Genomic DNA, 22,967 nt, shown 5'->3' on the forward strand with positions numbered 1-22,967 from the left:
ACACGGTCAGTGTAGGCAAGGTGACGAGATAAGTCTACAGTTGAAGACATAGCGGTTCGGGAGTATGCGGCCCTCCGGCTTCCGGCTGACACGGCCTGATGTGTCGTCGGCACGGAACACCCCGCCGCAAGCCCTGTGCGCGCCCTGCCGTAGGTGTGCCGGGCTTCATACGAGAAGGATGTGAGTGAGACATGGACAACCTGGCGCGCGCGGCGTTCCGGCGGCGTGTGGAGAACGAGGGCCCCCTGATGATCCCGCACTGTCCGGACGCGCTGACCGCCCGCCTGTGCGAGGAACTGGGCTTCGACGGTGGATACCTCGGAGGCGGCGGCCTCGGGTTGTCGCTCGCCGTCTCCGAAGCGCTGCTCACGACGACGGAGCTCGCCCAGACGGCGGCTGCCATCCGCCGGCGTTCGGCGCTACCGCTGGTGGTGGACGGCGGAGTCGGCTTCGGCGACGCCGTGCACGTGACCCGCATGGTGTGGGATCTGGAGTCCGCCGGTGTCCATGCCATCGAACTGGAGGACCAGGTGGCGCCCAAGCGGGCCAGTCATCACCGCCATGTGGAACACCTGGTGCCGGTCGAGGTCATGCTGGGGAAGATCCGGGCCGCGGTGGCGGCACGGCGTGACCCGGACCTGCTGCTCATCGCCCGCACCGGCGCGGTCCAGAACGAGAGCTTCGACGCGGCCGTCGAGCGCTGCGAGGCGTACCTCGGCGCCGGCGCCGACGTCGTCATGCTGCTGCCGGAGAACGCCGAGCAGCGTGCCGCCGCACCGCTGCGCCTGTCCGGCCCCGTGGCCCTGCTGACGTCGTTCGACCTGCACACGCCGGGGGAGTGGGCCGAGCTCGGGTACTCCCTGGTCATCGACCCGGTCACGGGACAGACCGCTGCCTTCAGCGCACTGCGGGACGCCTACCGGGAACAACGGTCCGGACGGCCGAGCGCGCGTCCCGCGGCCGAGTCCTTCGCCGTCTTCGGACAGATGCAGGACCTCGCCGGATTCGAGGACCTCTACGCCATCGAGCGGGTGACGACCGAGCCGGGCACCTGAGGTGCCCTCCGGGTGGCCGGCCGGGGTGTGTGGCCGGCGGCGGTACGGATGCGCCGGGCTGCGGCGGACCCGTACCGCCGCCGTCGGCGCTCCGCCGACCGCCTGGAGCCGAGGGCCGCGTCCGGCGCGGAGGAGCCGACCGGTACGGGCCGCCGCGAGCGCGCTCGGACCGACCCGTACCTCGTCGGTCGGGTCCCATGGCGCCGCGTCGGTGAGCCGGGCCGTGCGAGGGTCGAGCCGGTGGGCCGCCCTTTCCCGGCGCTCGCTGAGTGGCCGAGAAGAGCACGCGAACGGCGATCGGTCGGGTCGGGAGCACGGGCGGCCCGGAAACCACGCGATGGAGGGCGGCCAGCCGTCCGCGGGGCCACAGACACGTGTGCATGCAGGACGCCAACCGGACACACTCCCAAACCTTCGGGTGACCCGCGTGGTCCTGGGGTGGATCCATCGAAGCCCAGAGGCGCGGCTCGGCATTCGTGGCCTGGACGCGGTCGCCGCCGGACACCTTGCGGTTTCCGCGGGCGAGGATGCTCCGACCCGCGACGGGGAAGGCGGCGCCGCGGCTGCATCAGCCACCGGCGCCGCGAGGGTCAGGTTCTCCGGGGCGGAGGGGGCACACGGAGCACCGGTGCGGGTGCCGTGACGTTGTTCGTCGCGGCGCCCGCACCGGTGCTCCCTGCGTGGGTGTGGGTTTCAGAAGGCGGAGCGGATGAGGCCGCCGTCGACACGGATGGTGGCTCCGCTGATGTACTGGGCGTAGTCGCTGCACAGGTAGGCGACCGCGCCGGCGATCTCGTCGGGGTCGCCGAAGCGTTCCTGGTCGTTGGGGATCAGGGCGTTGACCGCGTTGGGCTGGATCTCTTCCCAGGTGTCGCCCCAGCCGCGGGCGGGGCCGATCTCGGTGACGAGGTCCTTGGTCGCCTCGACCAGGATGGCTCCGGGGGAGACGACGTTGGAGGTGACGCCGGTGCCCTTGAGGTCGCGGGCGAGGGAGACGGCGAGGTTGTGACGGGCCGCGAGGGTGGCGTTGTACTGCGGGTGGGTGTTCATCGGCTGGGAGGCGAGACCGCCGCCGATGGTGATGACCCGGCCCCAGCCGCGTTCGCGCATGGCCGGTACGAGGTGCTGGATCATGCGCACGCTGGAGACGACGTTGACGTTGTAGGTGTCGCGCCACTCGTCGGGCGCGGCCTCGGCCCAGGACAGGTGGCGGTAGAAGCCGGCGTTGTTGACGAGGATGTCGACGGGACCGTCGGCGGTGGCGGCGCGGGCGACCTGTGCGGCGGCCTCGTCGTCCGCCAGGTCGCCGAGGACCGTGGTCGCGGTTCCGCCTGCGTTGCGGATGTCCTGGGCGACCTTCTCGGTGCGGTCCTTGTCGCGGCCGTGGACCACGACCGCCGCGCCCTCGGCCGCCAGCAGCTTCGCGGTGGCCTCGCCGAGTCCGGCACTCGAACCGGTGACGAGCGCACGCCGTCCGTTCAGATTCAGGTCCATGCTCTGTTCCCTCTCTCGGACTTCCCGTTCGGTGGGACCGGGAAGCATCTGGAGATAAGTATACGTCGGTAGACTTAGTAAGTCTACACACGCAGACTTCAGTGTGCCCCTGTCGGCGCGGCTGCCTTCCGAGCCGTGGCAGCGTCGGTGAAAAACGCGCCGCCCGGCCGGGTGGGCCGGCCGGGCGGTGGTGATACGTCCGTCGCGTCAGTTCACGTAGCGGATGGTTCCGCCGTCCACGCGCAGCGTGGCACCACTGATGTAGTCGGCGTGGGGGCTCGCCAGGAAGACCACCGCGGCGGCGATCTCCTCGGGTCGCCCGAACCGGTTGGCGTCGTTGGGTACCCAGCTCTCCGCGGCTGCGCGCTCGATCTCCTCCCATGTGTCCCCCCAGCCGTGGGAGGGGGCGATCTGCCACAGCAGGTTCCGGACCGCTTCGGTGAGGATCGCACCAGGCGCCACGGTGTTGGAGGTGATGCCGCTGCCCTTCAACTCGCGCGCCAGGGACACGGTGAGGTTGTGGCGGGCGGCGAGTGAGGCGTTGTAGTGGGGCTGCGCCGCCATGGGCTGGGCGGCCAGGCCGCCGCCGATCTGGACGACCCGGCCCCAGCCGGCCTCACGCATGTGGGGAACGAGGCTCTGGATCATCCGCACGCCCGAGAGCACATTGGTCTGATACGTCTCCGCCCAGATCTCGGGAGTGGCATCCATCCAGCCGACCTGGTCGTACGCCCCCGCGTTGTTGACCAAGATGTCGATCGTGCCGCCGCTCGATGCCTTCTCGGCGACGGCGTGCGCGCCCTCGGGTGTGCTCAGGTCTCCGACCGCCACGTCGGCCCGGCCGCCCTCGGCCTGGATGCGGTCGGCGGTGCCCTTGGCGCGCGCCTCGTCACGGCCGTGCACGACAACGGTGACACCCTCGCGGGCGAGCGCCTCGGCAATCGCTTGGCCGAGTCCGGAGCTGGATCCGGTCACCAGGGCTCGCTTGCCGGTCAGTCCCATATCCATAGGTGTGCCCTTCCCGTTTCAGGCATGTGCTTGGAAGTGTGCGCCCGGCGAGGCGTGGCCGCTGCTTGCGGGGCGTGTGCGGAGAGTGCGTGCGATGCACGGGTGAGTCTGCATCCAGGGTGTTTCCTTCGGCGACCACGGTCGGAGCGGCAAACACGTGTGCCGGGCAAGGTGGTGAGAACGGCCCGGCGTTTCGAAGGTCACACCCTAAACCGGAGTAATGCATCCACTTTATCGGAGGTAGCCCTCCGTTTCAAGTTGAGTCACGCCGGCGCCGCGAAAGTCCTCAGGACGCCTTGAGGTGGCGGGCTCCCGACGGGGTGATGGCGAGGAGGACCGCGCCGAGGCCGAGGAGCGCGAAGGTGATCGTGTGCAGGCCGCTGTCGGTGGCCCGGTCACCGAAGGAGAGGCTGATCAGGCTGGACGAGAGCACGGCACCCAGGTAGGTGAAGGTGCGCATGAGTCCGGCGGCGACGCCCACGGCCTCGGCGGGCGCCTGCTGGTACAGGGCGGCCTGGTTCCCGATCACGCCCAGCCCCGAGATGACGCCGAACACCATGGTGATCAGGACCAGGATCCAGATCGGGGTGGTCGAGGTGAACAGCAGCAGGCCGGCCGGTCCGATCACCGACGCGGCGGCCGTGCAGTACAGCGCGGAGCGCGCCAGGTTGTGCCGGGCGAAGGGGAGGGAGATGAGTGCGGCGAACACGGACATCGGGAGGATCAGCAGGCCCACACCGATGGCCGAGAGGCCCCGCGTCTCCTGTAGCCACTGGGTGAGGCCGTAGAGGATGCAGTAGTTGAGCAGGAAGGTGAGGCAGACCCGCAGGTAGGTGGCGCTCAGCTGCTTGTTCCTCGACAGCATGCGCACGTCGACGAACGGGTCGTCCGCCCGGCGCTCCCACAGCACCAGGGCGACGAGCAGGACCACCACGAGGGCGCAGAGCCACCAGCGCGGGTGGTGCAGGTCGTTGAGGAGGAGCAACAGGGAGGCGATCGTGCCCGAGAAGAGCACCATTCCGGGGGTGTCCAGTCGGGCCGTTGGTGTGCTGTCGCCGGTCCGCTCGGTACGGGGGAGGTCGCGCGGCACCCAGGTGAGTGTCATCAGTATGCCGATCACGACCAGGGGCACGTTGATGAAGAAGGTGATCCGCCATCCGGCGGCTGCTGCGAGCAGGCCGCCCAGGGGCAGACCGAGGGCCGAGGTGACCTGCGCCGCGATGGCCAGTGCGCCGAGTGTGCCACCCGTTCGCGCAGGCTCGTGGCCGGCGGCCCAGCGGCGCACGATGATCATCGCGGTCGGGTAGCCGGCCGAGGTGCCCACGCCGAGGATGACGCGGGCGGCCACCAGGGTCGGCAGGTTCGTCGCGACGGTGCCCAGCGCGCCGCCGATCCCGACCAGGGCCAGGCCGGCCAGGAAGACGCGGCGCGGGCCGATGAGTCCGGCCAGTCGTCCCATGGTGGGCTGGCCTATCGCGCTGGCCAGGTAGAGGGCGGAGACCAGCCAGATGGTGGAGGCCGCTCCGGCGTGGAACGTGTGTCCGATGGCGATCAGTGTCGTGGCGATGACGGAACTGTTGATCGGGTTCAGGGACGACCCGAGCATGAGGGGGAGGGTGAACCGCCAACCCGGGCTCGCGGCCTCACTGTCCCCACTCGACCGCCCGTCCGCCCCGGCGGCAGAGGGGCCGCCCGATGGTGATGTGCGTGCCTTCATGCCACCGATAGTACAGGTAAACTGAACAGGTAGCCTTAACACCTACTTCTGGGTGTCGGACCGCTTGGCCGACGACGTCACCGGGGGCACACGTCAGCGCTGGGCCGACGGCGAGGCGGATGGCATCCACCAACCAGGACCCGCGCCGGATGTGAGGGACCACACCGGCGAACAGTGAACAAGCTCCATTTCAACTACGTCCCGTTATCATGACAATGCAATCGGATTCTTCCGTCGGTCACGCGGTCGTCATCGGTGGCAGCGTCGCCGGTCTCCTGGCGGCACGCGCACTGAGCTCGTCGTACACACATGTGACCGTGCTCGAACGGGACACGTTCCCGGCACAGACCGTCTCCCGCCGCGGCGTACCGCAGGGCCGTCAGGTACACGCGCTGCTCACCCGCGGCGCCGTCGGACTGGACGGACTCTTCCCCGGCTTCATCGACGCCATGACCGCGGCCGGCGTCCCCAGCGGTGACGCGCAGGCGGACTTCACCTGGTTCCTCGACGGCCACAGGATGGCCGCGGCAGCGTCCGGCCTGCGCGGCTTCGGTGTGAGCAGGCCGCGGATCGAGGAGATGATCCGGGATCGCGTCCGAGCCCTGCCGAACGTCTCCCTCGTCGACGGAACCCAGGTCGACGGCCTGGTCCGTGTCGGCGACCGAGTGGTCGGTGTACGGGTGCGGGGGCGTTCGGGAGCCGAGGACACCGTGCCGGCGGAACTGGTGGTGGACGCGGCCGGACGCGGCTCCCGCGCCCAGCCCTGGCTCCGCGAGTTCGGCTACCCCGTCCCGGAGCAGACGGCTGTCAGGACGAACGTCGTCTATGTGACGCGGCACTACCAGCAGGAGCCCGGTCTGCTGGACGGACGGCTCGGGGCGACGGTCGTGCCCTTTCCCGGGCAGCCCCGCGCCGCAGTGGTGGTCCGGCAGGAGGCCGACCGTTTCGCGGTGCTGCTGGCCGGACTGCTCGGCGAGGAACCTCCCACCGACGACGCCGGGATGATCGAATTCGCCTCGGCCCTGGCGGGACAGGACGCCGCCGAGGTGCTCCGTTCGGCTACGCCCGTGGACGAACCCGTCAAGATGCGCTACCCGGAGAGCACCCTCAACCATTTCGACAAGCTCGACCGTCACCTCGGCGGATTTCTCGTCGTCGGTGACGCGTTGTGCAGCTTCAACCCGATCTACGGCCAGGGGATGACGGTGGCGGTCATGGAGGCCGAGCTGCTCCAGTTTTTGCTCGCGGAACACGGTCGGCAAGACCTGGCACCGCGGTTCTTCGCGGCGGCGGCCACGCTGCTCGCCGAACCGTGGTCCCTCGCCACCGGCGGCGACCTGCGGTTCCCCGAGGTCGAGGGCGAGCGCGGGCCCCAGGACGAGGAGGTCAACGGCTACCTCGACCAGTTCCGCGCTTCCGCGGCGATCGACCCGGTCCTGGGCACGGCCTTCCTGAAGGTGGCCAACATGATGGCACCCGTCACTTCCCTGCTCAGCCCGGAACTGATGGAACGTACACAGCGGCCTCGCGCACAGTAGCTACCTGTGCTGCGTGACGGTCCTACTCGACTCCTCCATGCCGGCCGCAGCCGTCTGGGAGACCGAGCCGGAATCCTGGGCGTACTGGGCCTGTGCACCGGCTGACGCCCGGGTGGGCTGAACGAAGGAGCCGAGGAAGCCCGCGTTGTCGAACAGGATCGTGCTCGCGTCGTCGTACGTGTCGTCGGTGTCGGCGTCCTCGAAGTCGGCGCCGGCACCGAGCTGCGGCTTGGAACCGTCGGTGGTCACCGGGAAGAGCCCCGCGCTCTTGCCGCGCAGCCGACCCGCGGGCGCGGTGACGGCACGTTCGAGCCCTCGCGGCTCGTCCTGAACGACTTCGGGCCCGCCCAGGGGTGGGCGGGCAGGAAGCACCTTCGTTTCCTCGCCGACGTCACCGGTGACGGACGCGTCGACATCGTCGGCTTCGGCGGGCCGGGCGTGTACGTGGCCCGAAACATCTACCGCCGCTCCAGAACCCGATACCCCTCGGACGACTTGCACAGCCGCACCCCAACGGCACGCCATCGGCGTGCCGGAGCCGGTTACCCCGCGCCGACGTGCGACCAGCTCCGACGTGCGGCCCGCGCCGACGTGCGGCCCGCGCCGACGTGCGGCCCGCCCCGACGTGCGGCCCGGCACGCCTTCGCCCGCGGAGCCACAGGACGGGCAACGGGCGCGCGCGGCCGGGGGCCGCGTGTGGCACGAGCCGTCGACCCGCCGTGCAGACACCGCCCGTACATTGCCATGACCGCTTCCTGACATCGCGTGACTACCGTCCCGCGCATGCGCACACCTTCTCACCGCCCACGCGGTCACCAGGACAGCACCCGCAGGACCCTCCGGCACGCGATGGGCACCACCGTCGCGGTGTCGGCGGCCGTCGTCGCACTGGTCACACCTGCCGCGGCTGCCGACACCTCACCGCACAACCCGTCGTCCACCAGCGGCGGCGCGGCGCCCGTGGACACCACCACCAGCCACGCCGGCGCCACGACCGCGCAAGAGCGCGACCGGATCAACGCCTACTGGACCCCCGAGCGGATGAAGCTGGCAGGCGCTCTGGTCCCCGAGATCACCCCCGTGCCCGAGGACGACAACACGCCGGACGATCCCCGGCCGCTTCCCTCGAACACGCCGGACTCCGGGTCGGTGTGGACACACGGCGGGGCGGTGGTGAAGAACGTCGGCCGTCTGTTCTTCACCTTCTCCGACGGCTACGACGGCAGTTGCACCGCGACGGTCGTCACCAGCGCCAACCGCAGTACCGTCGTCACGGCGGCACACTGCCTGAGAGGCGTCGGCGCGCCTTCCGCCGACGACACCTGGAATCACAACTTCTACTTCGTGCCCGGCTATCGCAACGGAACGAAACCGCTCGGCGGCTTCAGCATCAGGACCATGGCCACCTCTTCCCGCTGGGACGTCGATCCGGACACCACGGATTCGTCGGACGTGGCTGCCGCCGGCTACGACACGGGACTTCTCGTGGCGAACCCCGCAGCCGGGGGGCGCCCGATCGAGGACATCACCGGAAGTCAGCGCATCGGATTCAGCCGGCCCGTCGAGGGCGAGTTCGTCCACGCCTTCGGGTATCCGAACCAAGGACTCAACGACCCCGAGGACAAGTACGTCGGATCCCGCATGATGCACTGTGCGGGCACGAGCCACCCCGGTCCCAAAGTCCCCCTGCTGTGGGGTGAAAGCTGCGACATGTCACCCGGGTCGAGCGGTGGCCCGCACCTGGCCCACTTCGACACCCGCACCGGCACCGGCACCGTTGTGGGCGTCACCACGACCGACGAGGAACTCGCGGGCGGGCAGACCCCCACGCTCTACGCCACGCGCTTCGGTGACAGCGCCCACCGCCTCTACGACTGGGCGCAGTCGCGCTAGGTGTGCTGTCCCCGGGACGTCGGTGACACGCGTGCTGGGTGCTTGAACAGGTGAGGGCCTTCTGGGTCCGGTGTGGATTGCGACATCTACGACCGGTGCTCAGGAGGCCCTCGTGTCCCACCGTGACGCCCCGCTGACCCCGACCGGCAGGCTGCGTCCGGCCCGGTGTGCCGTGGACGACGGCCGGCCGCCGCTCCGGGCCGCGGAACGCTTCTGAGGACCTGCCCGACGAAACCGCCGCCACCTGTGCCGGCTTCCTGCGACGGGCCACCGCCTGGTTCGCCGCACGCGGCATCACCGTCGAACGCGTCCCGACCGACAACGCCAGGGCCTGCAGCAAGAACACCTGGCGCGACACCTACCACGAACACCGCACCCTGCTCGACGAGTGGGCCTGCATCCGGCCCTCCACCTCAGACGCCGAACGACAGGCGGCGTTCCTCGACTGGCTGGGCTGGTACACCTACCACCGACCCCACCCCGGCATCGACGGCCAACCACCCCCGCCAGCCGCGTCACCGACCTGTCCGGACAGCACAGCGTTCGAGGAACCCGGCCAGAAGGGCGTTGAACTCGGTCGGTCGCTCCATGTTGGGGAAGTGCGCGGTGTTCTCCACGGACACCGCGCGGCCGTCGGGTACCGCGTGGACCAGGCGCTCGGCCATCGCTATGTGGTCGCTCACGTCGAGGGCGCCGTTTATCGCCAGGACGGGAACGTCGATGGACGCCGCACGCCGCCAGGTCTGCGGAACCGGTACGCGGTAGTCCGGTTCGCCGGCCGCGTGCTTGGAGATCGTCCGGGACGCCATCGCGCGCAGACGGTGCGCGAGGTCGGCATCGACATCACCGAGCGAGCGGTGCGGGCCTGCCGCGAAGCGCACGTGCCCGTCCAGCCAGCCCTCGATGTCGCCGGCTGCCAGTGCGCGGTTCTGCTCCCCGAGGACCTCCAGGCTCCAGGGATCCTCGAAGTACGGTTCGCTGGTCCCCACGCCGCTGACGACCACGGCGCGCACCAGTTCGGGATGCTCAAGCGCGGTGTCGACCGCGGTACCCCCACCCATGGAGACCCCGACGAGCACCGCCGGCCCGACATCGAGACGACGCAGCAGCGCTGCCAGATCGTCGGCCGGACGGAACGGCCGGGTCGCGTTCGCGGAGGCGCCGTGTCCGCGGGCGTCCGGTGCGATGACCCGGTAGTGCGGGGCGAACGCCCTTGTCTGGTCGTCCCACATGCTGTGATCGAAGAACCCGGCATGGAGCAGCACCAGCGGCTGCCCCTTGCCGGTGTCGCGATAGGCGAGGGAGCCGTCAGAGGTCGTGAACCAATGCGTCTCGGAGTGCTCGGCGAAGGCAGGCATGACAACCAAGGTGTCATCCTGGCGAAGATTGGCAACCGAGGTGTCATTCTTGGGGCATGACAGGTACCGACGCCCCACTGCCGCCCGACGAGCTCGCCGACCGACTGACGGAGGTGTTCGCCCTGGTGGGGCCGCTGTACCGGCGGGTGCACCGCAAGGTGGAACAGGCCGAGCCGATCGAGGGGCTGTCGGTCGGCGTGCGCGCCGTCCTGGATCTGCTGCGCCAGCATGGGCCGATGACCGTCCCTCAGCTGGGCCGCGCCCAGACACTCAGCCGGCAATTCGTGCAGCGCATGGTCAACGATGCCGCCGCGCAGCACCTGGTCGAGATCATCCCCAACCCCGCCCACCAGCGGTCCTCGCTGATCCGGCTGACCGCCGACGGCATGGCGGCCATCACCGCGGTGCGCGCCCGCGAACACGCGGCCTTGCGGCAGGTGGGCGGCAACCTCACCGGCGCCGACGTGGATGCGTGCGTACACGTCCTGACCCGGATGCTCGCGCTCTTCGACGACATCGACGTGCCCTAGTGCGTGTCTCTTTGGTCGGTAAGTCAGTTGATCGGATGTGTCTGTCCGGTTAGTGATCACTGATGCGATGTGGGGCCGGATCGAGCCGCTGATGCCAGCCGATCCGGTCCGTGGCCGGCGATGGGTCGACCACCGCCGAACAGTGGAGGCCATCGCGTGGAAGTACCGCACTAACTCGCCCTGGCGGGACCTCCCCGGCGAGCTCGGCCCGTTCCAGACCGCCCACCAACGGCTGATCAGGTGGGCCGTCGACGGCACTTGGGAGATGATCCTCGCCGCTGTCCTGGCAGCGGCGGACGCCGACGACGACATCGACTGGACGGTGTCGGTTGACTCCACGGTCATCCGGGCCCACCAGCACGCCGCCGGGGCACGTAAAAGGGGGGCGGCTCGCTCCGGTGAGTCCGCCGATCACGCTCTCGGACGCTCCCGCGGCGGGCTGAGTACGAAGTGCACCTGGCCGCGGACGGTGGAGCACGGCCTCTGGCCTTCACCATCACCGCAGGTCAGGCTGGTGACGCACCCGCCTTCGAGACCGTGATGTCTCGCATCCGCGTGCCCCGCACCGGCCCCGGAAGGCCACGAACCCGGCCTCTCGCCGTGCTGGCCGACCGGGCTTACTCCTCCCGTGCCATCCGCAGCCACCTCCGGCGCCGGGGAATCCGGGCGGTGATCCCGCAGCCTTCCGACCAGATCGGCCACCGCCTGCGGCGGGGCCGACAAGGCGGCCGCCCACCCGGCTTCGACCGCGAGGTCTCCAAGCAGCGCAACACCATCGAGCGGTGCATCAACCGGCTCAAGCAGTGGCGCGGCCTGGCCACACGAACCGACAAACTCGCCGTCGCCTACCAGGCCGCACTCCACCTCGCCGCCATCCTCACCTGGACCCGACGCTGACCAAAGAGACAGAACCTTAGGAGGTTGAGGGGATGTACCAAGGTCCACAGGCGTCGCCACCGATGTAATTCGGCCCGCAGACCCTGAAGGTGACGACCTTTTTGGACAGAGCCGTCGAGGACGAGCCGCCCGCCGGATTGTAGAGCTTGCGCATCGTCCCCTCGCCCTGCAAGTAGTAATCCATGTGGCCGCCCTGCTTGTTCGACCCGACCCAGATCCAGCTTGTGAGCCCTGGAGCTGAATAGGTGTTGTCGACCGTCCCTTGGTACCAGGCGTCGAATCCCACAATCTCCACGGTGGCAGTGCAAGTGGCGGCACATGCGGAGGGGCTGCTGCTTGCGGCCGAAGCGGGTGCGGCAAGACCCAGTCCCGCCACCGTCATTCCAATGGCGAGGATTCCTGCCCGCCGAGCCAGGGTCTTCGAGGTCATTGCTCTTCCTCCTCTGTGAGGGCGTACCGGGAACGCACGACAAACGCCGTCATCAACGTCATAGCCGTACGGCGAACTCACTACGGAGCCCTGAACTGGTGCGGCCAGGGGGGTCCGTGACCTGCCCCGCAGGCGTCCGTCCACCTGTTCGGGAGATTCGATGCATGAATGTAACAGGGTTTGGGTGATACGTGAAGCGATGGCGATGTGCGTCCCGTGAGCAAGTGTGAGGCTGTGCCGCCCTTCCCATGCCGGTCGCACCGAGCAGGAGATCTCTCACACATGTCTGCGACGGCTCTGGTCCGGCCCGCCCAGCGGCCGGACCAGGCCGGTGCGGGAACGACCGGGAACTGGCTGGCGGCGCAACATGACCGAGCGCTGCTTCGACCGGCGCGGGGGTCGGCGGTCACCTCGCATCACTCCTGCTCCGGGGCCAGGATCCGTTGGACCCTCACCAAGAACACCCAACAACACATGGCTGCGTGGACGTGTGAGTCACCTCAAACGTGTCAACGATGAGGGTCCCAAAGGCACGAAGGCAGCAGAGGAGGTACGCGATGACCGAGACGAGCTCGGCAGCCACTCCCGAAGTCACCGGCGTCGGGCTGACAGCCTTTTTGCTCGCCGCTGCGCGGGCCATCGAGACGTCCCGCCCCAACGCGTTGTTCCGGGACGAGTACGCGGAGCACTTCGTCCGCACCGAGCCCGGCTGTGCCGGCTGGCCCCCGCCGATACGACGAAGTACCAGGCGGTGACGCGGATCCGCTGTGGGGCAGGCTAGTGCGTGTCTCTTTGGTCGGTAAGTCAGTTGATCGGATGTGTCTGTCCGGTTAGTGATCACTGATGCGATGTGGGGCCGGATCGAGCCGCTGATGCCAGCCGATCCGGTCCGTGGCCGGCGATGGGTCGACCACCGCCGAACAGTGGAGGCCATCGCGTGGAAGTACCGCACTAACTCGCCCTGGCGGGACCTCCCCGGCGAGCTCGGCCCGTTCCAGACCGCCCACCAACGGCTGATCAGGTGGGCCGTCGACGGCACTTGGGAGATGATCCTCGCCGCTGTCCTGGCAGCGGCGGACGCCGACGATGACATCGGCTGGACGGTGTCGGTGGACTCCACTGGTGGAAGCCGGAGCATCGGCCTCGAGACCGGCCGGGCAACTCGCCGCGGAAGGCGCCTCGGTCGCCCTGGTGGGCCGTCGTCGCCTTCCTGGCCAGCCCGCTCAGCGTGGCGATCAACGGTGACGCGGTCGTCACGGGCGGCGGCGTCAAGGGGCCGATCCACTACTGAGGTGGCACCGTGCCGGGGTGCGCGACGCATGCGTGTCTTCCGGCGACCGCACTCGACGCGGCGTGTGGGCGCCGGCCGCCGTGAGTGGCATCATGACCGGCGCGGTCGACGCCCCGCTCGTCGACGTGCCACGGGCCGTTCCGGCGCGCACCGAGGTATCTGACACCGGCGGGCGCATGGCCGACCCCGGTACCCACTCGCCCCACCAGCACTCCGGTGCCTTCTCGCAGGTGGCCGGTCACCCGCGCGAACGCGCTCATATAGCGGTTCACCGCAACGAGGTTTCGACCGCACACGTTTGACAACGGGACCAGGCCTCTGCAACATGATTCCACTACTACATTAGTTGAAAGGTGGTGGTGGAGATCAGGTTCCGCATCGACAGGCGTAACGGCGTGCCCGCCTATCAGCAGATCGTGCTCCAGGCGAAGCAGGCCCTGCGGATGGGCACCCTCCTGCCCGGGGACCGGCTACCGACGGCCCAGGAGGTCGCGGAGGTCAGCGGAGTCAACCCGAACACAACGCTCAAGGCGTACCGGGAGTTGGAGCGGGAAGGGCTCGTCGAACCACGGCCGGGCAAGGGCACGTTCGTGCGCAAGTCACTGGCGCGACCACAGGCCGCCGCTGACGCGCCGCTGCGCGCGGAGCTGGCGGCGTGGATGGACCGAGCCCTGGCGGCCGGGTTCGAACGGGACGACGTGACCGCTCTCGTCGCCACGGTTCTGGAAGAACGATTCCCGTGGAGCGCGGCGGCCACCGGGGCCGCTCCTCACGGAGGGGACGGGGAACGGGTATGAGCCTGGACATGTATCCCGATGCTTTCGCCGGGCAGGCCGCGTTCGAGGCGCACGGACTCGGCAAGCGCTACCGGCGCGGCTGGGCCCTGCGGAACTGTTCGCTTCGACTGCCGGCGGGACGGATCTGCGGCCTCGTCGGCCCCAACGGTGCCGGCAAGAGCACCCTGCTGGGCATACTCGCCGACGTACTGGAACCCTCGGCGGGCACCGTGCGGGTGTTCGGCGCCGCCCCGGGGTCCGAAGAGGCAGGGCACCGTACGGCCTTCCTCTCCCAGGACAAGCCGCTGTTCCGACGGTTCACGGTGGCGGAGATGCTGCGCCTCGGCCAGGAACTGAACCCCCAGTGGGACGCGGCGGCAGCGGAGAGCATCGTCCGGGCGGGCGACATCCCCCTCAACGCGCGGATCGCCACACTCTCCGGAGGCCAGCGCACACGTGTGGCGTTCGCGCTCGCCTTCGGCCGCCGCCCTGACCTGCTCCTGCTGGACGAACCCATGGCCGACCTCGACCCGCTGGTGCGCCACGAGTTGATGTCCGTGCTCATGGCCGAGGTCGCCGAGCGTGGCACCACGGTGCTGATGTCCTCCCACCTGCTCGCCGACTTGGAGAACGTCTGCGACTACCTCGTCGTCATCTCCTCGGGAGGCGTGCGCCTGGCCGGTGACGTGGACGAGATCCTCACCGCCCACACCTTGCTCATCGGCGCCGAGGCGAACGCCGGTGCCCGCGCGGAGTTGTCCCGGCACACCGTCGTCGAATCCCGCGTCGGGGCCGGCAGATCACCGCGCTCGTCCGTCCCGACGGCCCCATCGACGGTTCCTGGCAGGCTGCGAGTCCCTCCCTCGAAGAGATCCTCCTCGCCTATCTGCGTTCGAAGGACGCCCCGCCCCTGATCAGCCCCACGGCCCACGTCGACTCCAGGACGGCCGCGGCATGAACCCGACCAGCCGGTACCCGCGGCCCCGCGCCCACCGAGACCGCATGCCCGCCTCCTCGCCCATGAACGCCGCAGAAGGGACCGTCCCGCAGTGAGCACCACCGTCGCCGTATCCGCGGCCCCCGCCGGCGCCGAGCCTTTCGGCTCCATGGCCTGATCTGGCTGGTCTGGCGTCAGCACCGGGCCGCCTTCTGGACCGTGCTCGCCGTCACTGCCGCGGGCGTGGCATGGATCGCCCAACAGCGCGGCCACCTGATCAGCTATCTCCACCAGCACGGCTGGCCCCACACGGACATGGAGTCCTGGGCGACCAACTTCGGCCCGTACGAGAACCCGCTCTCCAACGCCTCGACCGTACTGGGGCTGTTCATGCCGGTTCTGCTGGGCGTGTTCCTGGGTGCCCCGCTGATCGCGGGAGACCTGGAACACGGCACCGGCAGGCTCATCGTCTCGCAGACCGTCAGCCGCAGCCGCTGGCTCGTGACGAAACTCGGCATGATCCTGCTCGTAGTGGCGGTCTGCGCCACCACCCTGTGCACCGCGTTCCACTGGTGGTGGCAACCCGCGGGCAAGGCGAGCAGCCCGCTCTACTGGCTGGCGGGCAGCACCGCGGGCCCGCTGCCGGTGGCCCTGGCGGTCTTCACCACGGCAGTCGGGGCGGCGACGGGACTGCTGCTGCGTCGCGTGCTGCTGTCCATGGTGGTCACCTTCGGTCTCGCGGTCGCGGTGCAGTACGTATGGGCCACGTCCTGGCCCCGCCTCGGTACCGCGGTCACCGCCACCACCCGTGCCGGCGTCACCGACGGAGCCTTCCCGTCCCTGCCGGAAGCGGCCTACGACATCGACCAGTCCTATCTCACCGGTGCGGGCGACACGCTGGACCCCGGCCTCTGCGCCCTCAAGGACGACCGGGCCATCAGCGCATGCCTCCAGCAGCACGACGTCGTGGGCTGGTCCGTGAAGTACCTGCCCGCCTCCCAGATGACGCCTCTGATGTGGACGGCGTCCGCCATCCTCGTGGCCCTGACCGCGGTGGTCACCGCGTACGTCCTGTGGTGGGGCAACAAGCGCCTGTACTGAGCCACGCGGCCGGTCTCCAGGTGAGCACGAGAGGGGCGCGGCCAGGGAACGCGCCCCTCATTTCGCGGTGTGCCCGCGGACCGTGTCGCGGAAGGCGATGGGGCTCTGCCCGGTGCGCTGGTGGAAGTACTTGCTGAAGTGGGTCGCGCTGGAGAAGCCGAGGCGGGTGGCGATGCGGGCGGCTGTCTGGTCACTGTGGGCCAGGAGGCGCTTGGCCTCCAGGATGACGCGGCGGTCGATGAACTCCTTGGCTCCGAGGCCGGCGGAGGCGAGGGTGGCCCGGGAGAGGGTGCGGGCCGAGTAGCCGAGGGCCTCGGCGTAGTCCTCGACCCGGCGGGTGCGGGCGAACTCCCTTTCCACGGCGTCGCGGAAGTCCAGGTAGGTGGCGTCGGGTTCGGGTGCGGGGCTGCCGACCGGGGCGGTGAGGTGGGCCAGGCGCAGGACGAGCACGGCGAGCAGGTGGCGCAGGGCTGCGGTGTGGATCTCCAGGGGGAGGTGCCCGAGCGCGTGGAACTCGGCGGTGAGGTGGTCGGCGGCCAGCCGCAGGGCAGCGGCGTCATCGGGCAGGGGGCGGCGCAGGACCGGTGCGTGCGGGTCTTCTATGCGGGCGCCGGCGGTGGTCACGGGGTCGAGGAAGTCCTGGCGGAACAGGATCAGGGTCCCCTCGGCGTGGGTGAGGTCGCCCCACTGCTGGACCTGGCCGGGGCGGACCCAGAGCCATGAGCCGGGTTCGAGGGCGTAGGCGGTGAAGTCGACCGTGTGCCAAAGGGGCCCGCCGGTGAGGGTGATCAGGTGGTGGAAGTCCGGTCGCTGAGGGGCCGTGAGCCGCTCGACGGGGACTCGGAGGCGCAGGTCGGCGAGGGACAGCACTTCGACGCCGGCCGGGGTGCCGGCGGGCGCGGCGAAGGAGACCTCCGGGATCTCACGCTCGGCAGCGTGTCGGTTTTTGACCATAACGAGTCGCCAGCGTATCTGATTCCGACTGTTCATCGGCTCTAGCTTGGAGGTGTCAGCTCGTCCGAGCCGATGCGATGTCGGAAAGTGGTAAGGAGGGAGGAGTGTGGTGCCTTCGGTGGAGCGCGTCTCGCTGACGTACGCCTTCGACGCGTACTGCGCCTGGTGCTACGGCTTCGGCCCGGCACTGCGTGCCTTCGCCGAGGACAACGCGCACCGCGTCCGGCTCAGCGTCGTCTCCGCCGGCCTCTACACCGGTGCCCGGGCGCTGCCGGTGGCGGCCTATCCGCACCTGCCGGCCGACCGGCGCCGGATAGAGCGGCTGACCGGGGTCGTCTTCGGCGCGGGCTACGCCCGTGCGCTCGCGCGGGGCACGGCCGTACTCGACTCCGTCGCCGCCGCGGCGGGGCTGGCCGCGCTGCGCGCGTCGCCCGGCATCAGCGAACTGGAGGCGGCCGAGGCCGTGCAGCGGGCGTGGTTCGTCGACGGCCGCAGCCTGTCCGACGCCACCGTCTACCGGGACGCAGCCGACGAGCTCGGCGGGGACGCCGACGCCGTGACCACGGCATACGCGTCACCGGCCTGCCGGGCGAAGGCACACGCCGATTTCCACGAGCTGCGTCGTCTGGGCGTCACCTCCTATCCGACGCTGCTGCTGAACACCGCACACGGCGCCGACCAGATGGGCGGCGCGGCCTCCACGGCCGCCTCGCTGACCGCCGCACTCGACCAGCGCCTCACCACCACCTTCCAAGCCCCCCCCTCACGATCCGCCCCCGCAGGGAGAACCGTCATGAGCAACGCCAAGAACACCGTCCTGACCGCCGCCGGCGAGCTGTTCGGGAAGAAGGACCCCAGCGCGGTGGACCGCTGGGTCGCCGCCGGCTACCGCCAGCACAGCGCCCTGGCCGCCGACGGCCCCGAGGCCCTGCGACAGCTGGTCGCCGGCCTGCCGGAGGGCTTCCGCTACGAGGGCGCCCGGCTGATCGCCGACGGCGACCTGGTCGCCCTGCACGGCACCTACCACGGCTTCGGCCCCGACCCGCTGGTCGCCTTCGACATCTTCCGCGTCGACACCGACGGCAAGCTCGCCGAGCACTGGGACGCCCTGACCCCGCTGGTCGAGAACACCGCCTCCGGCCGCTCCCAGACCGACGGCCCCACCGAGCCGGCCGACCTGGACAGGACCGAGGCCAACCGCGCCCTGGTCCTTGAGTTCGCGGAGAAGGTCCTCAAGGGCGCCGACTACTCGGTACTGACCGACTACATCTCGACCGAGACCTACCACCAGCACAACCCGGAAGCGGCCGACGGCCTCGCCGGCTTCGGCGCCGCCGCCGCGAAGTGGGCCGAGCACGGCAAGAACCTCGTCTACAAGACCGTCCACAAGGCCATCGCCGAGGGCGACTTCGTCCTGCTCCAGTCCGAGGGCGAGTTCGGCGTCCCCGTCGCCTACTACGACCTCTTCCGCGTCCAGGACGGCAGGATCGTCGAGCACTGGGACGTCATCGCGCCCGTGCCCGCCGAACTCCCGCACTCCAACGGCCTGTTCTGACACCGGACCGGCACCGGGAAGGCCGCGCTGGTGAACTCGCCTGGCAGGCGACCGCCGCGCCGCCGAACTCCGCACCGCAACCCTCGAACCCGGCTGGAGGCGCTGACCACACCGCCGTGCCCCCGCCGGCCCGCGGGCGGGGGCACGGCGGTGCGCTGTTCGGCAGGCCCGTCCCCCCACCCCGCAACGCGCCCACTGCCCGGAGGAACCGTGTACGCGACCGTACTGCCGCTGACCGCCTACCGCGACGCCATCGACCTGGAAGAGCCGTTCCGCTCCACCACCGGCCGGGACCCGGCCGCCCGGCCCGCCGCCCTGGTCCGCGAGGCGCTCGACCTGCTGGCCGACGATCCGGCGGCGCGCCGGGCCGGGCTGCGACCCGGCCGCGCGGACCGGCTCGACGATCCCGCCGCCCGGCGCCTGCTGCGCGCCGTGCTGACCGTCCGGGAGCCCGACCCCCTGCCCACCGGGACCGCCCGCGTGCTGGACGCGCTCCTGTCCGGTGAGCGCCTGGCGCGCCCGACGGTCGACGCCGCCTCGCTGCCCACCCTGCGCGACACGCATCCCCACACCACGTACCGGGCCGCCGACCGTACGGCGCTGTGGCAGGGCGACATCACCACCCTTCGGGCGGACGCCATCGTGAACGCCGCCAACCGCGCCCTGCTCGGCTGCTTCGCCCCGATGCACCCGTGTGTCGACAACGCCATCCACACCGCGGCCGGCCCCCGCCTGCGCGCCGACTGCCACACGATCATGACCCGGCAGAGCCACCCGGAACCGACCGGTACCGCCAAGATCACCCGCGGCTACCACCTGCCCGCCCGCTACGTCCTCCACACCGTCGGCCCCGTCGTCGACGGCCTCCCGCACGAGGGCCACGAGCAAGCGCTGGCGGCCTCGTACCGCGCCTGCCTCGACCTCGCCGCCGACATCGACGGTCTGCGCACCGTCGCGTTCTGCGGCATCAGCACCGGCGTCTTCGGCTACCCCAGGACGCCCGCCGCCCGCACGGCCCTGGCCACCGTGGCCGACTGGCTCGACCACCACCCCGGACGGCTGGACCGCGTGGTCTTCGTCGTGTACGCGGACGACGACCACGCCGCCTACGCCCACGCACTGACCGGAGGAACCCCGCCCCGATGAACCGTCCCGCCTCCGACCTGCGAGCCGCCGCCGGCACGATACGAGCCTGGCTCACCGAGGCCGACCGCGTCCTGGTCACCGCCGGCGCCGGCCTGAGCGCCGCCGCCGGATACGACTACGGCGACGAGGACCGCTTCCGCGTGCTCTTCCCCGCCCTGCACCGCGCCGGCCTGCGCTCCCGCTACATGGTGGGCGTCCCCCTGCCACCGGCCCTGCTGTGGGGCTACTGGGCCGTCCACATCGACGACATCCGCTTCTCCGCCGCCCCCAACCCCCTCTACCGGCGACTGCGCGCCCTCGTCGGCGACAAAGACCACTGGGTGATGACCTCCAACGTGGACGGCCTCTTCGCCCGGAGCGGGTTCGCCCCCGACCGGATCTTCACCCCGCAGGGCGACTACGGCCGCTACCAGTGCGCCACCCCCTGCACCCCCACCACCTGGGACAGCCGGCCCCTCGTCGCACGGCTCCTCGCCGCCTACGACCCGGCCACCGGAGCCGTCACCGACCCCGACGCCCTGCCCCGATGCCCGAACTGCGGCGGCGAGGCCGAGATCAACGTCCGGATCGGCCCCCGGTTCGTCGACACCCCCTACCTCCCCGCGGCCCGCCGTCTCCAGAGCTGGCTGGGCACGGCCCCCGCCGGCACCCGCCTGCTGATCCTGGAGTTCGGCGCCGGATTCAACACCCCCGGTGTCATCCGGTGGCCCGGCGAAGACCTCACCCGCCGATTCCCCCGGGCGCGCCTCGTACGCGTCAACCCCACCCACCCCGGCACACCCGCCGAACTCGCCGACCGGGCCCTGCCCGTACCCGCCGACGCCCACCGCCTGCTCGACGCACTCGCCGCGCCACACCCGGCGCCCAACCCCACGGTGGCACCATGAACGACCCCGAGAAGAACAAGGCCACGGCCAAGGCGTTCTACGACCTGATGTTCAACCAGTGCCGCCCCGCCGAGGCCGTCGACCGGTTCGTCGGTGGCACCTACATCCAGCACAACCCGCACGTCGGCGACGGCAAGCAGGCGTTCATCGCGTACTTCGAGCGCATGGCCGCCGAATATCCCGGAAAGCGCGTCGAGTTCAAGCGCGCCTTCGCCGACGGCGACCATGTCGTCCTGCACTGCCACCAGATCTGGCCCGACGAGGAGTACGCGGGCATCGACATCTTCCGCTTCGACACCGACGGAAAGATCGTCGAACACTGGGACGTCCTCCAGGTCGTCCCGCCCACCGCCGAGAACGAGAACACGATGTTCTAGGATCAGGCGCCTTCCGGTTCGGGTGCGGGTGTTGCACCGCTGAGGGTGGAGTGGCGGGCGGTATCGGGGAGTCGGCGGGCCGGGGTGGCGGCGCCCCGGCAGTATGGTTCTCTTCGCCCCGCCGGTTGTCAGTGCCACGCAATCCGGTTGTCAGTGCCACGCAATAAGGTGTCGGGCAAGGCCCGTTCCCCCACCGCCTCCACCCCGGCCCGCCGCCCGCCCGACCCAGCCGAAAAGAGCAGACCCCGCCGTGTTCCACGAGACCCCCATCTACAGCCGCCTCGTCGCCGAACGCGGCGACGTCCCCGCCCAGGTGCGCGGTGAAGCCGACCGCATACACCACCACCTGGCACAGGTGATACGCCTGCACGCACCCCAGAACGCTCCCGGCCCGGGGCTCGCGCACGCCGCCCCCCAGGCTCCGGGACACGGCAGGCCGGCCATCGCGCCGTACACCGCGCCGTAACGCCGGGGAGGCCGGCCGCCTGAACGGCTCGGCGAGGCGGCGTACCGACGCCCCCCTGGTCAGGGCCGGCCGATCCCGACCCCGTCGATCACCCAGTACCAGTTGTTGCCGCCGGTGTACCGGAACCGGACCCGGGCGCTGGTGGCGCCCGGGGGCACCTGGAGGGCGATGCTCTCGGTGCGCGAGGACACGTCCGTGGTGTACGTCCGCACGCTCGACGGGGTGCCGCCGTCGTAGGAGACGAGGACCTCGCCCTTCTGCGGGGCCTCGTGCCGGTAGTAGGTGGTGTACGTCAGGACGGCCGTGCCGCCGCCGGTGACCGGGTAGGCCGGGCTGACCAGGGTGGAGTCGAAGGTGCCGGTGAACGCCTTGTCGGCCCACTCGTCGCCGTCGGCGACCGCGAAGACGTTGCGGGCGCGGATGTTGCACTCGCGGTTCTGGTCGCGCTGGGCCTGGGTCCAGAACTCGTCGGTGGTGAAGGACCAGCCGCGCCACTCGGTGACCCCGCCGCCGCCCATCGCCGAGTTGTCGACGGACCAGCCGGGCGGCGGGGTGTGGGTGAACCCGACGGTGGCGGCCGGGACGCCCGTCTCGTCCACACGGGTCGCCAGTGTGCCGCGCAGGGCGTCGAAGTCGTCCGGGCCGGGTTGCTGGACGGGGCGGCCGTCCAGGCCCCAGGCGGGGTCGAGGGAGATGCCGAGGTGGACGAGGGCGGAGGCGGCGACGTCCGGCATCTTCACGTCGTACCGGACCGATCCGGGCGCGAGCGTCGGGCCGGTGGCGATCAGGAACGTCTGCCGCTCCTGGAGGGTCGAGCCGCCGTGGCCGCCGGCGTCGGTGTGGCCGTGGTCGGCGGTGACCATGATCAGCCAGTCCTCGGCGGCGTACGTCGGCCGGGCCTCGACCGCGGCCACGATCTGCCCGACCTGGGCGTCGGCGCCGTGGATGGCGTCCAGGTACTGCTGGGAGGCGGCGCCGTAGGTGTGGCCGGCGTGGTCGATGTTGTCCAGGTGGACGAAGACCGCGTCCGGGTTTCCGTCACGGAGCCGGGCGACCGCCCGGGAGGCGGTGCCGTTGTCGTACTCGGCGCTCGGCGTGGAGACGCGGGTGTCGACCCGCGCGGAGAACACGGTGTCGGTGATCGGCGCCCAGGAGGCGACGGCGTACGTGGACAGGGCGGGTTTCGCGGTCTCGGCGCGGGTGAGGAAGTCCGGGTACTGGGTGAAGCGGGCGCCGGTGAAGGCGTTGTCCTTGACGTTGTGTTTGTCGGGCCAGACACCGGTGATGACCGTCGACCAGCCGGGGCCGGACAGGGTCGGGGCGAGCGGGTTGGCGTAGATGCTGCTGGGCGCGGTCAGACCGGCGGTCATCAGGGCGCGCAGGTGCGGCGCGTCGGCCTCCTCGATACGGCTGAGCAGGGCACCGTCCAGGCCGATGACCAGCACCTTCGGGGTACGGGTCGCGGCCTGGGCGACGGTGGCGAGCGGCCCGGCGGACGCGGCCACGGCGGCGGAGACGAGGAAGGAGCGACGGGAGAGGCGGGGCACGGAGACCTCC

Annotated in this window: 19 protein-coding genes and 7 pseudogenes; 18 read left to right on the plus strand and 8 right to left on the minus strand. The window is 70.5% G+C overall.

Features of this window, described 5'->3' with window-relative positions; translation table 11 throughout:
• Window positions 1-191 precede the first annotated feature (191 nt).
• A complete protein-coding gene (locus tag IE294_RS35075) occupies window positions 192-1,055 on the plus strand; it encodes an isocitrate lyase/PEP mutase family protein (protein WP_189892922.1) in 864 nt (287 codons plus the stop codon).
• A gap of 693 nt (window positions 1,056-1,748) precedes the next feature.
• On the opposite strand, the gene IE294_RS35080 is transcribed toward IE294_RS35075, so the two are convergent.
• The 3 genes from IE294_RS35080 to IE294_RS35090 form a co-directional block, all read right to left on the minus strand.
• Entirely contained in the window at window positions 1,749-2,549 is an 801-nt protein-coding gene (locus IE294_RS35080; RefSeq protein ID WP_189892924.1) for an SDR family NAD(P)-dependent oxidoreductase, read from the minus strand.
• 207 nt (window positions 2,550-2,756) lie between these two features.
• A complete protein-coding gene (locus tag IE294_RS35085) occupies window positions 2,757-3,557 on the minus strand; it encodes an SDR family NAD(P)-dependent oxidoreductase (protein WP_189892926.1) in 801 nt (266 codons plus the stop codon).
• 286 nt (window positions 3,558-3,843) lie between these two features.
• The gene (locus tag IE294_RS35090; protein ID WP_189892928.1) at window positions 3,844-5,163 is read right to left on the minus strand and encodes an MFS transporter; all 1,320 of its coding nucleotides are present in this window, start codon (window positions 5,161-5,163) and stop codon (window positions 3,844-3,846) included.
• Window positions 5,164-5,489: 326 nt separating this feature from the next.
• Here IE294_RS35090 and IE294_RS35095 point away from each other — a divergent pair, with 326 nt between their 5' ends.
• On the plus strand, window positions 5,490-6,812 hold the full coding sequence (locus IE294_RS35095) for an FAD-dependent oxidoreductase (RefSeq protein WP_229917617.1): 1,323 nt from the start codon (window positions 5,490-5,492) through the stop codon (window positions 6,810-6,812).
• A 6-nt stretch (window positions 6,813-6,818) separates the two neighbouring features.
• Here the strand turns inward: IE294_RS35095 and IE294_RS35100 are convergent.
• A pseudogene (locus tag IE294_RS35100) lies at window positions 6,819-7,091 on the minus strand (hypothetical protein); the annotation flags it as partial.
• A 504-nt stretch (window positions 7,092-7,595) separates the two neighbouring features.
• On the opposite strand from IE294_RS35100, the gene IE294_RS35105 reads away from it, so the two are divergent.
• The 3 genes and pseudogenes from IE294_RS35105 to IE294_RS35110 all read left to right on the plus strand — a co-directional run.
• Window positions 7,596-8,705 carry a trypsin-like serine peptidase gene (locus IE294_RS35105; protein ID WP_189892932.1) on the plus strand — a complete coding sequence of 370 codons (1,110 nt, stop codon included), beginning with the start codon at window positions 7,596-7,598 and terminating at the stop codon, window positions 8,703-8,705.
• 112 nt (window positions 8,706-8,817) lie between these two features.
• Window positions 8,818-8,919, plus strand: a pseudogene (locus IE294_RS49860) (IS481 family transposase); the annotation flags it as partial.
• Window positions 8,918-9,276 (plus strand): annotated as a pseudogene (locus tag IE294_RS35110) (IS481 family transposase); the annotation flags it as partial. The pseudogenes IE294_RS49860 and IE294_RS35110, both read left to right, overlap by 2 nt.
• Here the strand turns inward: IE294_RS35110 and IE294_RS35115 are convergent.
• Window positions 9,221-10,063 carry an alpha/beta fold hydrolase gene (locus IE294_RS35115; protein ID WP_189892934.1) on the minus strand — a complete coding sequence of 281 codons (843 nt, stop codon included), beginning with the start codon at window positions 10,061-10,063 and terminating at the stop codon, window positions 9,221-9,223. The pseudogene IE294_RS35110 and the gene IE294_RS35115 sit on opposite strands and share 56 nt — an antisense overlap.
• 56 nt (window positions 10,064-10,119) lie before the next feature.
• Here IE294_RS35115 and IE294_RS35120 point away from each other — a divergent pair, with 56 nt between their 5' ends.
• Both IE294_RS35120 and IE294_RS35125 read left to right on the plus strand, forming a co-directional pair.
• Window positions 10,120-10,593 carry a MarR family winged helix-turn-helix transcriptional regulator gene (locus IE294_RS35120; protein ID WP_189892936.1) on the plus strand — a complete coding sequence of 158 codons (474 nt, stop codon included), beginning with the start codon at window positions 10,120-10,122 and terminating at the stop codon, window positions 10,591-10,593.
• A gap of 67 nt (window positions 10,594-10,660) precedes the next feature.
• Window positions 10,661-11,490 (plus strand): IS5 family transposase gene (locus IE294_RS35125; RefSeq protein WP_229917627.1). Its coding sequence is split into 2 segments (ribosomal slippage): window positions 10,661-11,045 and window positions 11,045-11,490, totalling 831 coding nucleotides; the frame shifts between segments, so codons are not numbered across the junction.
• A gap of 16 nt (window positions 11,491-11,506) precedes the next feature.
• On the opposite strand, the gene IE294_RS35130 is transcribed toward IE294_RS35125, so the two are convergent.
• Window positions 11,507-11,920: a hypothetical protein gene (locus tag IE294_RS35130; RefSeq protein ID WP_189892941.1), complete on the minus strand. Its 414-nt coding sequence runs from the start codon at window positions 11,918-11,920 to the stop codon at window positions 11,507-11,509.
• A gap of 557 nt (window positions 11,921-12,477) precedes the next feature.
• Between IE294_RS35130 and IE294_RS35135 the strand changes: the two are divergent.
• The 5 genes and pseudogenes from IE294_RS35135 to IE294_RS35155 form a co-directional block, all read left to right on the plus strand.
• Window positions 12,478-12,706: pseudogene (locus IE294_RS35135) on the plus strand (SAM-dependent methyltransferase); the annotation flags it as partial.
• A 32-nt stretch (window positions 12,707-12,738) separates the two neighbouring features.
• Window positions 12,739-13,041, plus strand: a pseudogene (locus IE294_RS35140) (transposase); the annotation flags it as partial.
• A gap of 526 nt (window positions 13,042-13,567) precedes the next feature.
• Window positions 13,568-14,008 carry a GntR family transcriptional regulator gene (locus tag IE294_RS35145; RefSeq protein ID WP_189892943.1) on the plus strand — a complete coding sequence of 147 codons (441 nt, stop codon included), beginning with the start codon at window positions 13,568-13,570 and terminating at the stop codon, window positions 14,006-14,008.
• Between the two features lie 8 nt (window positions 14,009-14,016).
• Window positions 14,017-14,945 (plus strand): annotated as a pseudogene (locus IE294_RS35150) (ABC transporter ATP-binding protein).
• 198 nt (window positions 14,946-15,143) lie between these two features.
• Complete coding sequence (locus tag IE294_RS35155; RefSeq protein WP_189892945.1) at window positions 15,144-16,025, plus strand: ABC-2 membrane transporter-related protein; 882 nt, start codon at window positions 15,144-15,146, stop codon at window positions 16,023-16,025.
• Between the two features lie 57 nt (window positions 16,026-16,082).
• Here the strand turns inward: IE294_RS35155 and IE294_RS35160 are convergent, their stop codons facing one another.
• On the minus strand, window positions 16,083-16,979 hold the full coding sequence (locus tag IE294_RS35160) for a helix-turn-helix transcriptional regulator (RefSeq protein WP_189892947.1): 897 nt from the start codon (window positions 16,977-16,979) through the stop codon (window positions 16,083-16,085).
• A gap of 118 nt (window positions 16,980-17,097) precedes the next feature.
• On the opposite strand from IE294_RS35160, the pseudogene IE294_RS49405 reads away from it, so the two are divergent.
• From IE294_RS49405 to IE294_RS35190, 6 genes and pseudogenes are all read left to right on the plus strand, one after another.
• Window positions 17,098-17,604 (plus strand): annotated as a pseudogene (locus tag IE294_RS49405) (DsbA family protein); the annotation flags it as partial.
• 168 nt (window positions 17,605-17,772) lie between these two features.
• Complete coding sequence (locus IE294_RS49410) at window positions 17,773-18,534, plus strand: nuclear transport factor 2 family protein (protein ID WP_189893018.1); 762 nt, start codon at window positions 17,773-17,775, stop codon at window positions 18,532-18,534.
• A gap of 210 nt (window positions 18,535-18,744) precedes the next feature.
• The gene (locus IE294_RS35175) at window positions 18,745-19,680 is read left to right on the plus strand and encodes a protein-ADP-ribose hydrolase (RefSeq protein ID WP_189892949.1); all 936 of its coding nucleotides are present in this window, start codon (window positions 18,745-18,747) and stop codon (window positions 19,678-19,680) included.
• Window positions 19,677-20,567 (plus strand): SIR2 family NAD-dependent protein deacylase, encoded by an 891-nt coding sequence (locus IE294_RS35180; protein ID WP_189892951.1) that lies wholly within the window; start codon window positions 19,677-19,679, stop codon window positions 20,565-20,567. Before IE294_RS35175 ends, IE294_RS35180 begins: the two co-directional genes overlap by 4 nt.
• Entirely contained in the window at window positions 20,564-20,944 is a 381-nt protein-coding gene (locus tag IE294_RS35185) for a nuclear transport factor 2 family protein (RefSeq protein WP_189892953.1), read from the plus strand. The genes IE294_RS35180 and IE294_RS35185 overlap by 4 nt, the downstream gene beginning before the upstream one ends.
• Window positions 20,945-21,194: 250 nt before the next feature.
• Window positions 21,195-21,410: a hypothetical protein gene (locus IE294_RS35190; protein ID WP_189892955.1), complete on the plus strand. Its 216-nt coding sequence runs from the start codon at window positions 21,195-21,197 to the stop codon at window positions 21,408-21,410.
• A gap of 59 nt (window positions 21,411-21,469) precedes the next feature.
• On the opposite strand, the gene IE294_RS35195 is transcribed toward IE294_RS35190, so the two are convergent.
• Window positions 21,470-22,957 carry an alkaline phosphatase family protein gene (locus tag IE294_RS35195; protein ID WP_189892957.1) on the minus strand — a complete coding sequence of 496 codons (1,488 nt, stop codon included), beginning with the start codon at window positions 22,955-22,957 and terminating at the stop codon, window positions 21,470-21,472.
• Window positions 22,958-22,967: the final 10 nt, after the last annotated feature.

Source organism: Streptomyces canarius (genome assembly GCF_014650735.1).
GTDB lineage: Bacteria > Actinomycetota > Actinomycetes > Streptomycetales > Streptomycetaceae > Streptomyces > Streptomyces olivaceoviridis.